The sequence below is a fragment of the Cohnella silvisoli genome (assembly GCF_021190915.1).
Lineage (GTDB): Bacteria > Bacillota > Bacilli > Paenibacillales > Paenibacillaceae > Cohnella > Cohnella silvisoli.
Map to the genome: position 1 here is coordinate 190,236 of NZ_JAIOAP010000005.1, position 12,350 is coordinate 202,585.

The 12,350-nt window shown below is 52.7% G+C and carries 11 protein-coding genes; 3 read left to right on the forward strand and 8 right to left on the reverse strand.

Going from position 1 to position 12,350, the window contains the following annotated elements; translation table 11 throughout:
* Positions 1 to 50 precede the first annotated feature (50 nt).
* The 8 genes from K7P76_RS11850 to K7P76_RS11885 all read right to left on the reverse strand — a co-directional run bounded on the left by K7P76_RS11850 (position 51) and on the right by K7P76_RS11885 (position 8,964).
* On the reverse strand, positions 51 to 1,355 hold the full coding sequence (locus tag K7P76_RS11850) for a hypothetical protein (RefSeq protein ID WP_232185510.1): 1,305 nt from the start codon (positions 1,353 to 1,355) through the stop codon (positions 51 to 53).
* Positions 1,355 to 2,452, reverse strand: a complete 1,098-nt coding sequence (locus K7P76_RS11855) for a DUF58 domain-containing protein (RefSeq protein WP_232185511.1) — start codon at positions 2,450 to 2,452, stop codon at positions 1,355 to 1,357. The genes K7P76_RS11850 and K7P76_RS11855 overlap by 1 nt, the downstream gene beginning before the upstream one ends.
* 1 nt (position 2,453) lies before the next feature.
* Positions 2,454 to 3,416, reverse strand: a complete 963-nt coding sequence (locus K7P76_RS11860; RefSeq protein WP_232185512.1) for an AAA family ATPase — start codon at positions 3,414 to 3,416, stop codon at positions 2,454 to 2,456.
* A 59-nt stretch (positions 3,417 to 3,475) separates the two neighbouring features.
* Complete coding sequence (fhuB, locus tag K7P76_RS11865; RefSeq protein ID WP_255678471.1) at positions 3,476 to 5,575, reverse strand: Fe(3+)-hydroxamate ABC transporter permease FhuB; 2,100 nt, start codon at positions 5,573 to 5,575, stop codon at positions 3,476 to 3,478.
* Positions 5,572 to 6,612, reverse strand: coding sequence for an ABC transporter substrate-binding protein (locus K7P76_RS11870; protein ID WP_232185513.1), 1,041 nt, complete (start codon positions 6,610 to 6,612; stop codon positions 5,572 to 5,574). Before K7P76_RS11870 ends, fhuB begins: the two co-directional genes overlap by 4 nt.
* A 54-nt stretch (positions 6,613 to 6,666) precedes the next feature.
* Positions 6,667 to 7,542 carry an ABC transporter ATP-binding protein gene (locus K7P76_RS11875; protein ID WP_232185514.1) on the reverse strand — a complete coding sequence of 292 codons (876 nt, stop codon included), beginning with the start codon at positions 7,540 to 7,542 and terminating at the stop codon, positions 6,667 to 6,669.
* A 163-nt stretch (positions 7,543 to 7,705) separates the two neighbouring features.
* The gene (locus K7P76_RS11880; protein ID WP_309244754.1) at positions 7,706 to 8,092 is read right to left on the reverse strand and encodes a TFIIB-type zinc ribbon-containing protein; all 387 of its coding nucleotides are present in this window, start codon (positions 8,090 to 8,092) and stop codon (positions 7,706 to 7,708) included.
* On the reverse strand, positions 8,092 to 8,964 hold the full coding sequence (locus K7P76_RS11885; protein WP_232185515.1) for a YheC/YheD family protein: 873 nt from the start codon (positions 8,962 to 8,964) through the stop codon (positions 8,092 to 8,094). The genes K7P76_RS11880 and K7P76_RS11885 overlap by 1 nt, the downstream gene beginning before the upstream one ends.
* Positions 8,965 to 9,132: 168 nt before the next feature.
* Here K7P76_RS11885 and K7P76_RS11890 point away from each other — a divergent pair, with 168 nt between their 5' ends.
* The 3 genes from K7P76_RS11890 to K7P76_RS11900 are packed head-to-tail and all read left to right on the forward strand — an operon-like array spanning position 9,133 to position 12,332.
* Positions 9,133 to 10,353, forward strand: a complete 1,221-nt coding sequence (locus K7P76_RS11890) for a phenylacetate--CoA ligase family protein (RefSeq protein ID WP_232185516.1) — start codon at positions 9,133 to 9,135, stop codon at positions 10,351 to 10,353.
* 20 nt (positions 10,354 to 10,373) lie between these two features.
* Positions 10,374 to 11,339 carry a 2,3-diaminopropionate biosynthesis protein SbnA gene (sbnA, locus tag K7P76_RS11895; RefSeq protein ID WP_232185681.1) on the forward strand — a complete coding sequence of 322 codons (966 nt, stop codon included), beginning with the start codon at positions 10,374 to 10,376 and terminating at the stop codon, positions 11,337 to 11,339.
* 18 nt (positions 11,340 to 11,357) lie between these two features.
* Positions 11,358 to 12,332: a 2,3-diaminopropionate biosynthesis protein SbnB gene (locus tag K7P76_RS11900; RefSeq protein WP_232185517.1), complete on the forward strand. Its 975-nt coding sequence runs from the start codon at positions 11,358 to 11,360 to the stop codon at positions 12,330 to 12,332.
* The last annotated feature ends 18 nt before the right edge of the window (positions 12,333 to 12,350 follow it).

Consider the following 12,350-nt stretch of genomic DNA (forward strand, 5'->3'; position numbering starts at 1 on the left):
TGACGTTACGTCATGCTCAAGTCCTTTTTTCAAAATAATTACAAAGCATTTCAAGGCGATCTACGAGAGGCATCTTTCCCCTCCGGACGGTGCTCCTTCAGCTCTTTCACTTCCTGCTCCGTTATCGAGTGGGGACTGTATTTGGCCTTCTCGTACAATTGGAGCAACGATAGGCGGATGACGAGAAGCCACTTCCAATAGGAAGAGTGCTTGTCGTTATCCGAAACCGGCCGCTGGCTCGCCCGCCACCTCTCTATCCCCTCCAGCGTTTCGGCCGGCGTGTGGTGGGTCTGGAAGTCATACCCCTGCTCGATCCCGGACAATACCGTTTCCTCGTACAGGCGGCGAACCTTCTCCGGGTTACTTAGCCGCTCCCATTCCGCAATGCGATTATGCCTGCGAAATAAGGCGTCGAAGCGGCTATGGCCTTTCTTCTTTTCCTTCAACAGACTTCGGTGCTCTTCCACGTAAGGCAGAGCCTCCATTTTCTTGGCTCTGATAAACCAACGACGTATCGCTTCGATCATTCCGTTCCAAGTCCACGTTCTATCTCTCCACATCAATCGCGCAAACCATATCGCCCCCACAACGGCTGCTCCGACCATGATCCAGAACAGAATATCCCATATAGGCGAAGGAGGGCCTTGTTCTTTATCCAATAGTCCCGACAAGGGGTTTTCTTGTGTTTTTGGCGGTTCTGGGGGAGGTTGTAGCTCACTCACGTCCAACAAATCCGTGTTTATCTTCGGAGGCGTCAGCAGTTGCTGGCCATAACTGACCGTGAGCGCAAAGACGAGCAGTCCCGCGGCTAGGAAAATAAAGAGATATTTGCGATTAGCCAATCTCACCGGTCGCGTGACAATGTTGCTGTGCAAGCCTGCTTCATCCAACAAGCTTCTGTTAATCGAAATAAACCATATGACTACCCAGACTATAGCTAAAATAACGAACAACAAGCGGTAACCGGACAAACTATCGTTCTGTGAAGCGACGATAACAGCCGCAGCGCAGATGAGGAAAGCGAGTCCGTAATGCAGGGGCTTGAGTCTGCGATAACGTCCTCTCCATAGCAATACGCCCATCCATAGAAAGATGGACAGATCATTGGTATATCGGCCGATCCCGACGGCAACGAGGATAACGAGTATAGCCGCGACCGTAATCCGGCTCCACACCGCAGACAGCTTGAATAGCAGAAACCCGAGCGCAAAGAAACCCGTCGCCGCCGCTATCGTGCCGAGTTTGCCCATTGCTCCAATGTTAATCGTGAGTATGATCCACAAAGGCAACCATATTAACCATTCCAGCAATATTCTCGAAATGGCTCTTCCAACTGCGGAGGATTCATATCCCATTAGGACTTCACCTCCTTGGCAAGGAGCAAGAGCTCTACGGCATTGCCCTGTTTGCGCAGTTGCCGAACGAGATCTTCTTGTTTCCGGTCAACAAAGCCGGTAATCAGCATATAATTCATCCCGCTCGTCCGATCGGCAACGACTTGCTCCAGAACATAAGACAATCCTAAAGTCGTCACCGGCTGAAAAGAAGCCATGGCGTCAAGAAGCAGATCAAGGTGAGCGGAACCGGCTCTTGCCGGCGCCCTGAACAGCATCCCTTCATTCCCCTCGGCGATTCCGTTAAAGAGAAGCCCGGCTTTGCCTCCGCCGGAAACAACGTATTGCGCCGCTGAAGCCGCATAGCTGAGCGCTTCTTCGAAGTCTTCCGGCGTAATCCGCCGATTATGGGCGGAGTCCAATAACTCGGCGTTAAGAATAATCGTCAGATCGTTGTCCTGCATGCTCTCGCGCTTATGTACGAGCAGTTCTCCTGACTTAGCCGTCGCGTTCCAATTCACCATGCGGAAGGAATCGCCTTGCCGATAAGGCCTGATCCCCGCAACGTAATAATGGTCCTCCATGATCGGACTATTCATGCTTCTCACGCTCTGAAGATATTTCCTTGCCTCCAATGGGAAGTCGCGAAGCTCCTTCACCTTGGGATAGACAACGACTTCGCAATCGGCCGGCTGTTTTACCGTCTTGCTCGTTACGCCTACGATATCTCCCAAAGAGAGGGTATAACTTAATATGCGATACTTCCCCCTATGCGGGCACAAAATTTCATGCTTGCGCACGATCTCCGTATGAGGTGGAATGCTGAACAAGCTGGCATGGTTTTGCAGCTGATCCCCCCGGTTGATAGACATGTGCGCCTCTTGCTGCTTGAATACCAATTGGGCAGGAAGAAGAGACTCCACTCGCAGCCAAGGCAGCGGAAGTCTTTTACGATTCGCAATCGTCTCGTGCATCCATACCGTCTGGCCCGCAAATAACCTAGGAACGCTGAATGAACGAATGTAAGTAACGGATTTTAGCCCAAACCACCGATAGGCGATTCTCTGCAAAATATAACAGCCGCACATCATAAGAACGACCCAGATGAGGACGGCCATCTTACCTCGACTCCAGTACGGCTTCAGTCGGGACGGGGATATCCGCCACGAGGCGATCCAATAGCTGATCCGCACGGTTGGTTTCGCCCCGGAAAGAATCTTTAAGAATAATTCGGTGCGCCAATACGGGTTTGATCAAAGCTTTCACGTCGTCCGGGATCACGAAATCGCGTCCCAGCAGCAACGCGCGTGCCTGAGATGCCTTAAGCAATTGCAAACTTCCCCGAGGACTGACTCCGAACGATATATCGGGATGGTTACGCGTAGACTTCACGATCGCGATTAAATAACTAACGATCTCATCGCTAGCGTAAACCTTCGGTACAAGACTTTGCAGTTCGGCAATTTCTTGTTTGCTTATGATCGATTCTAACGCTTCCAACGGGTTGCCAGCGGTAAATCGCTGCAATATCGCTTGTTCTTCATCCTCAGTCGGATAACCCATGGACACGCACATCATGAAGCGATCCAATTGAGCTTCCGGCAGCGGGAACGTCCCGTGATTATCGATTGGATTCTGGGTGGCGATTACCATGAACGGGGTATCCAAGACGTGGGTAACGCCATCGATCGTCACCTGCCGTTCTTCCATGCACTCCAGCAAGCTGGATTGCGTGCGAGGCGTAGCCCTGTTGAGCTCGTCCGCCAGCAAAATATTCGTAAAGACGGGACCTTGCCGAAGCTCGAATCGTCCCTCCTGTTGATTGTAAAAGTTAATGCCCGTAACGTCGGAAGGAAGCAAATCGGCGGTAAACTGGATGCGGCGAACATGGCAGTCGATCGTTCTGGAGAGAGTCTTCGCGAGAAGCGTCTTGCCTGTGCCGGGTACGTCCTCCAGAATGATATGGCCGGAAGAAAGCAGCGCGATAAGCAAGTGCTCCAATACCTTTTCCTTACCTATAACAACGGAGCCGACATTCGCAATTACAGCGGCAAGCTTCTGCTCCCTAACTTGTTTATCCACAAAAAAACACCCTCCCCCATTTTCTACATTCTAACAATGCTGGGGGAGAGCGTAAACGTTTAGTTGCGAGTCTTGCCCGCTTTATACATGAGAAATGCAAGATATGGCGCGCCGAGCAATGCCGTAACAATCCCGGAAGGTAACTCTTTGGGAATGATAACGATTCTTCCGATCCAATCCGCGGCTGCCAGCAGCACGCCTCCGAGCAAAGCGGAGATGACCATCGCGCGGCGGTGATGAGATCCGACCAGTATTCTTGCCGCATGCGGGGCAAGAAGTCCGATAAAGCCGACCGCTCCGACATTCGCGGCGGAGATCGAAGCCAGCAGGACCGCGACGATCGCGACGTATAGTCTTACTCGCCTCACCCGCAGCCCAAGTCCGGTTGAGCTTTCGTCGCTGAAGGAAAGCAGGTCGACCCTGCGCCCCAGCCACCATCCGATCGGAAGCAGAATGCAGACGGTAGGCACCATCTGCCACACTTCCGGCCAACCCCGCCCATATGTGCTCCCCGCCATCCAAGCCAGCGCAGGCGCTATCTTCATCTCGGCCTGGATGACAAGCATGCTAATGATTGCCGCGCCCGCTGCGGATACGGCGATTCCTACTAACGTAATAATCGTCGGGTTAAGCCCCCGTTTCCATGAAACGGAGTACACGACGGCAGCCGCGCCAACCCCGCCGATTATCGCTGCCGCAGGCATCCAGCCCATTGCGATTTGAGGTATCGCGACCATGAGAAGCAGCACGCCAACGCCCGCTCCACCCGTTACGCCAATAACCTGGGGATCGCCTAGCGGATTGCGGACAGCGCTTTGCAGCAGGCTTCCGCTTGCGGCGAGCGCCATTCCGGCAAGACCTGCCACAAGCATTCGCGGCAGCCGGAAATCGATCAGAATTTGCCGGTACAGATCCTCTCCATGTCCGGTTAACACCGCCATCACTTCAGACAATGGAATGTGCATGCTTCCGCTTGTTAGGCTGGCAATCCAGACAACGATTAATAGAATGCTGAACGCCGCAACCAACACCGTGTAGGGAAAACGCCGTTGCATACCCCCGACGCTCATGGAAGAGCCGGAATTCGTTGCCGACTGAGCTTTGCGCGAAATTTTTAATGCCAGCATAATAAGCCACGGCGCGCCAATCATGGCGGTAACGGCTCCTGCGGGGAGTTCTCCGTAAGCATCGGCGAATACCCGGGCAAGCGTATCCGCGCCTACTAGAATAGCCGCTCCCCAGAGCGCGCTGACCGGTATCAGCCAAGCGTGCCTCGTCAAACCCGACATTCGCACCACATGCGGGGCGATTAAACCGATGAAACCGATCGGCCCGACGACGCTGACGCTGACGCAAGCGATGAGAATGGCAATGGCCATCGCCATAATACGGGTTCCAATGACCTTCTGCCCCAAAGAACGGGCCGTCTCTTCGCTTAACGTAAGGACGTCGAGATGCCGAACGGCTGCGCAGATGATGGCGATTCCCCCGATAATCCAAGGCCACGAGAAACCAACGCCATCCCAATCGTTCTGAAGGAGCGACCCCGATCCCCACAAGAAAATTCCTTTTACAGACTCTTGGTTTAACAGGATGAATGCGCTGGTAAACGAGGATAGAACTAGAGTAATAATCATCCCCGACAAAGCGATCCGGATCGGCGTTCCTTTACGCCCTCCCCCAAGCCCGTATACGGCTGCGGCCGCGAGAGTACCCCCGACAACGGCAAAAGGGAGCGAAAATTGATGAAGCATAGCGGGCCAGAAAATCGATCCGGCGACGACAGCCAAATAGGCTCCCGCATTTACGCCCAAAGTCGTCTCCGAGGCTAACGGATTGCGGGTTACGGTTTGCATAAGCGCCCCCGCTACGGCCAATGCCGCACCGGATAATAACCCCATGACCGTTCTAGGCAGCCTTACTCCCCGAATCATATTGTGATCCGCTATGTCCTGCGGGGAAATTATAGCCATGATGACCGAACGAACCGATATATTCGCCAAGCCTTGCGTAAGGCTTAGGAAAGTGAGAATACTTAGCGCGGCAAGACCTCCGAGCAGCACCCATAACGGCCTCCAGCCTACTTTACCGCTAGCGTTGCGGTTCGGAAGGGCATTCAGCGCGGAAGCCGCTGCCAGCTCTCGTTTCATGAACCTCATTTCGTCAGAAGCTCCGCCGTCTTCTCAGCCATGATCTGCGCGGACAAGGGTCCGCCGTAAGGCCACATATCTCCGCCCAGAGCGTACACGCGGTTCTCTTTAACGAAATTCAGGCCTTTCCATACCGAGTTGTCTTTCAATTGATTCTCGATCACGTTATCGCTTTCTTGAATCATATGCAGGAAGTTCGCATCCTGCACGGCCGGAAGCGCCTCTACATCCGTTGTCGTAAATCCATAATTCTCGAACTTAGTGGATTTGTGAGCATTCGTAAGGCCGATGTGCTCCAGAATCTTAACCGCCATGGAGTTGTCCGTGGACAAACGGAAAGTGACCGCATTCTGATTGCTGTATGCCATTGCGAGCACGAACGGAATTTTGTCCTTGCCGGTCGCCGCGACTTTTGCCTTCGCCGTCTCATATGCCTTATCTAGGTTAAGAAGCACCGCTTCCGCTTCCGGCTTCTTGCCCAGAACGTCGGCGATTTGATTGAAAGTGTTAACCATCTCCTCGTACTGATCGCCTTGACCCTCCTGCGGGTAAGCATCATAAACGAGCGTAGGAGCGATCTTGCTGAACGTATCGTAGGTTTTCTCGAGATTGAATTTCGTTCCGATGATGAGATCCGGCTTTAAGGAGGCTAACATCTCCATGTTCGGAGTCGACCGGTCTCCTAGATCCACGACAGCGGAGTCTATTGCAACGGGCAGCCTCACCCATTTTTTCATATTCTCGATATCCGCAATCCCTACGGGCTGAACGCCAAGAGCCAACACGTCTTCCGCATGAGTCCACTCGAGAACGACAACGCGTTTCGGGGTTCCGGTAATTGTTGTTTCGCCTAGAACATGCTTGAAAGTGCGGGTTTCGTTCGCGGCGCTTGCCGTATCCGTCGCTGACGGAGAAGCAGATTCTGATGCTGGGGGTTGAGAAGCCGACGGTGATGCGTTTGAGTTGTTTTCTTTATTTCCGCATGCGGTAAGTATGAGAATGAATGACAATAGGATCATAACGGTTGACTGCTTAAAAATGCGCACAGCAAATATCCCCCTCGAATAAGTGGTTTCAGTAAGTATTTTATTTATGCATGCTTAGGCCATTGCTTTGACTCTGTTATTGCCGTGATGCTCCTGTGAGAAGTTTCCGCCCAGCACAAGCGTATCGGTTGCCGTTTCCTGATGATCCTCCGCGAGCCCATAAGGCAAACATAGAGGCGCGCCTGTGCGCGGATCCGGAATGACGTCGGCGTCGATATTAAAAACCTCGCGCAACATCCGAGAAGTCATGACAACTGTCGGCTCCCCTTCATACAGAACCGTTCCGTCCTTAAGAGCAACAAGATGCTGAGCGTACCTTGACGCGTGGTTTAAATCATGCACGACCATAATGATCGTACGTTGCTGATCGCGGTTGAGCTTCTCGAGCAAGGTCATCACTTCCATCTGATGCGCCATATCCAAGAAAGTCGTCGGCTCATCGAGCAGAAGCACTTCCGTGCCTTGCGCCAAAGCCATCGCGATCCAAGCCCGTTGACGCTGACCTCCGGACAATTGATCGACGGGCCTATCGCTAAACGCCGACATTCCGGTCGCTTGCAGAGCCCATTCAATCATACGGTTGTCTTCCCCGTTCAGATTACCGAATCCCTTCTGATGGGGGTATCGGCCGAACGACACGAGTTCCCTTACCGTAAGTCCTTCCGGCGCGGAAGGGTTTTGCGGAAGAATGGCTAATTGCTTAGCCACTTCCTTCGTTGGTTGGCGGTGTATGAGCTTGCCGTCCAAATAGACGCCGCCTTGCACCGGCAAGAGAATACGAGCCATCGACTTCAGGATGGTCGATTTGCCTGATCCGTTAGCACCTACCAGCGCCGTAATCAGACCGTCCGGAACGCGCAAATTCAGCTCCTGCACAATTTGCCGGCTTCCATAGGCTAGGGACAACTGATTTGTACTTAACCGTGACATCGTTTCATCCATCCTTCATCATTGAAAATGATTCTCATTTATCTGCTACGAATTGAATGATAATGGTTCTCATTATCAATGTCAATGGATAAATAAAAAAAATGCCCGGCAATTAGCCAAGGCATCTTGTTAAACCATGCGGAATTTACTTGACCCCGCGAAATTAGTCGAACAAATCTCCGAAAACGTCCATTACGCTCTTTTTCTTTTTCTTGTGCGGGTATTGGGAATGCTTATGAGAATCATGCTTATAGGAATCCTGCTTATCTCCGTAATACGGCTGTTGTTGCTGCGGGTTATAGGGCTGTTGTGGTGGCGGGTTATACGGTTGCTGCTGCGGCTGTGAACCTCTCGGAGCTTCCTGCCTCGGCGAATCGCCGTAATACCACTCGTTATAATCCTGTCGAACTTCCCGCACGTCCTGCATCAGCTTGTCCAATTCTCCCCGATCCAGCCACACCCCCTTGCAGGTTGGGCAGATGTCGATAAGAATGCCGTCTTTCTCCACTTCCCTCATCCGGGAACCTTCACAAACCGGACAGTTCAACATTACGTTTTCCTCCTTATATCCAAATATGATCTGTAATACGTTACAGATGCTCTGTGGTTTCTGGAGAAAAGTGAGATTTCATGTGTGATTATCCCCCCGCTCTTCGCTTTACCGCACCTTAAGTTGTAAGAACGGCCATAGCCTTTCGCATAACGGACAATTTTCCGCAGCATGGCGGGATCGTCCAATTTGGTGAACGGACATGGATCGGGCTTAGTGTTGACTTCAAGAATCCAAGCCCGATGTTCACCGTCCACGGCAATATCAAGCCCAAGCTCTCTCATTCCCGGATAGGTTGCCCCGAGCCGCTTCGCCGTTGACAAACCTAGTCGTTTGAATAATCGAGATAATTTAGCGGCTTGTGCATTACCCGAAGTTCGTCGCAACAGCATTTTCGCCGCATAGATGCTCCCGCCTTGACTGCCGTTCGTGACCGCCTTGCCAGGATGGGCTACACGAGCAGCGATTCCCGTCACCTCCCATCCGACCCGGTTCCCCTTCTGAACCATGACACGGAAATCTAAGGGTTTCATTTTGTATCTCAGCATATGAATGCCCCTCTGGACCAAATACGCTTTTCCGTTTATGCGTTTACGAAGCCCCTGGTAGGCTTTCTCGAATGTCGAGAATGAGGTTCGGTTCATGCCTGATTGTATAACCCAACTGCCCGTCGATTGATCAATTCGCATTACGCCAACTCCGAGGGAACCCTTCACCGGTTTGACGTAAACCATGCCGTATCGATTCAATAACTCGGATAGAGTTCGTCGATTAAGCAGCCTGGTTGTTGGAATATGAGCTGCCAGAAAGGCAGAGCCCTCCATCACCCGAGTTTTAATCCACTTGCTGGATACCGCGGTCTGCTTGTTCATGTTGCTTCACCATCGCCTTTCTTCCCTTTTCGGCATGACCCTTCCCGTTACTGTATGGAAATAGCCGCAGGTGGGAAGGGGCTGCCGCCCGTCGGCAATTGAAGAACGCGCGAAAATCCCTAACATATACTTGAGTATCGTCTCATTGCGAGAGCGGAGGGTATAAGCTTGGATGAAGCGCAGCTGAAAAGAAAAATGGATCAGGTTCTTGAGGTATTCCCGTGGTATGAGCAGCTTCTTAGAGATAATGGCGTTGACAAGGAAGCCATACAGTCGATACGCGAGCTGCCCTTATTCACCTCCGAGCTATTGGAGCAGCACTATTATAATCAAGAACAGCCCTTTGGCCGTCAGGATAACGTCACCGCTTACCGAACTTCCGGTACAAGCTCGCTGCGCCGCAAAACCATCTATTATTCCGCCGAAGACGAACAAAACTATTTGGACATCAAAGCCGATCTTTTTCAACGATTTCTTCGGCCTTCGGATCCATGCGCGGCGATATCCGACATGGGTACAGGCCATGCCGCAAATACGGCTGTCGAGGTGTTCACCCGCATTGGCATCCATGCCGATTCCATCCCCTTTCAACAACCGATTGAGCAGCATCTCGACAAGCTAAGATCCTTCCGCCCGCAAGTCCTCTATACGATGCCTTCGATTCTCGATCATCTATTATCCGCGTCCGCAGATGACCTTTCGGACTATGGAATTCGCCAGATCATCCTCGTAGGAGAGATTGCTTCTCCCGCTTGGCTCCATAGCGTTGCGGAGCGATTGCGAATTCCTGCTGCCGACATTACGGACACCTACGGTTCCATCGAAATCGGTACGATTGCCTATTACTCACACGAGCATGAACGATACTTGTTTGCCGAAGGGATAGAAGCCGAGGGGGTATCGGCGGAAGCTTTGTTCAGCGGCATCGATCCTTTAGGCGAGGGCGAATCCGTGCTTGTGCTCACCTCTCTGGTCCGGGACCTGTTCCCGGCGCTGCGGTACGTAACTTACGATATCGTGCGGGATCTGCGTCCGATTCTCGTCGCTGGCGAATGGAGGATGAGCTTTAAGGCCGTCGTCAGACGTCTGGGTTCGGAGCTTAAGCACGGGGAGAAAATCAGCGTCTACGATATCGAAGACGTCGTCTACCGCCATCTGAAAGAAGCCCTCGTCCGGATTCACGTTCGCGCCAACAAACTTAGCGTCCATATCGACAGCGATATCAAGGACCCTGGCATCTATGAGCAGATTGAGTTGGAGCTATTGGACCGGATTCCGGAAATCGGCATAATGATTCGCGGCGGGATGCTGGATGCTCTGCGGGTCATCCCTTCGGATGTTGCATTCGACAGCGCGGCGCTGAAGCACAAAAAGATTTTCTACGACTGAGGGAGGAATTGCTGGTGGTCATGGACGTCATGGACGGCTTATTCCAGACGATCGGCCGTACTCCTCTCGTTCCTTTGCGGCGGCTTTTCCAACATGCGCCGTTTCAGGTGTACGGTAAGCTGGAAATGGCGAATCCGGGAGGCAGCGCCAAGGATCGTCCCGCTCTGTTTATCATCCGGGAGGCCATTCGAATGGGAGACATCCGTCCGGATACGACCGTCATCGAATCCAGTTCCGGTAATATGGCTATCAGCTTGGCGCAGCTATGCCTGTATTTAGGTTTACGCTTCGTATGCGTCGTCGACCCGCGCACGACAGATACGCACCTGAAGTTAATCCGCAGCCTTGGCGGGGAGATCGAAATGGTGTCGCAGCCGGATCCGGTCAGCGGCGATTATTTGCCTGCACGTATAGAACGCGTCAAACAATTGAAGCAGCACATCGGCAACTGTTATTGGACGAACCAATACGGCAATCCGAACAATTACTTGGCGCACTATCATACCACGATGCCAGAGATTCTCGGGGCGCTGCCTCAAGTAGACTATTTATTTTGCGGCGTCAGCTCTTGCGGAACCATACGAGGCTGCTCGGAAAAGCTGAAAGAGAGCAATCTAGCAACGAAGATCATTGCGGTGGATGCGGTTGGCAGCGTTATTTTCGGCGGAGTGAAGGGATTTCGGCAATTTCCCGGGCTCGGCGCGGCCCTTACCCCTCCGATTAGTCGCCAAGAGTTGATCGATCAGGTTGTCTACGTATCGGAAAAAGAATGTATCGACGGCTGCCGCGATCTTGTCCGTACGGAGGCGATTCTGGCCGGGGCTTCATCCGGAGGCGTTATTGCTGCCATTCGGGCGATGCAAGGGGAAATTCCCGCGGGAGCAATATGCGCCGCGATCTTGCCCGACCGTGGAGACCGTTATTTGGATACCGTGTACAACGAGGAATGGGTGCGACAGCATGTAATCGGCGCTCACGATGCTTAACGAAAGGTGTGCGACTGGATGATTTACTTAAACGACGGGCATATCCGCGAAATCGGCGTCGATTGGACAACTCTTATTTCCCTCATGGAGTCGACGGCTCGGCTTATGCATACCGAGGAGATCGTCCAACCTCTTAAGCCTTACTTACGATTTCGTCATCCGGGCAACCGGATTATCGCCATGCCCGCCTTCGTCGGAGGCGAGGTGGACATTTGCGGTATCAAATGGATATCCAGCTTTCCGGGTAACGTTATGCACGAACAGGGTCTCCCTCGCGCTCATTGCACCGTTATCCTGAACGATCCTTCAACCGGTGCTCCTGTCGCTTTTTTCCAGAGCCAATGGTTAAATACGTTGCGTACTGCCGCTGTCAGCGGAGTGATGTTGCACAAGTATAGGGAATTCGAGCGCGGGAAGCCTCTGCATCTTGGAATCATCGGTTGGGGGCCGATCGGGCGGCGGCATCTGGAGATGGTCGGCGAGGTTTTCGGAGATTTCCTAGAGTCCGTGCGAATCTTCGATATTAAAGGCGTTGACCCTTTGACGGTCGCCGAACCCTTACGGAACAAAACAATCTTCTGCTCCTCCTGGCAGGAGGTTTACGGTCGCAGCAACGTGTTCATCACCTGCACGGCGGCGACGCAGCGTTATATCGATTCGCCCCCGTCGCCGGGAACTTTATTGCTGAATGTATCGTTGCGCGACTATTTTCCGTCTAGCGTTCAAGAGGTTAAGGGGATCGTCGTGGACGATTGGAACGAGGTGTGCCGCGAAAATACCGACATCGAGCAGCTCCATCGGCAATGCGGACTGCAAGAGCAACAGACGTTCACCCTGCGAAACGTCATCTGCGACAACGCCTTATCGAAGCTTCCGCCGGGCGAGCCTGTATTTTTCAACCCGATGGGGATGGCCGCATTCGACATGACCCTTGCCGCCCACTATTGGCGCGAGGCGGAGCGGCTGGGCGTAGGAGTTTCATTGGAGAACTAGTCGGGAATCAACAATCGA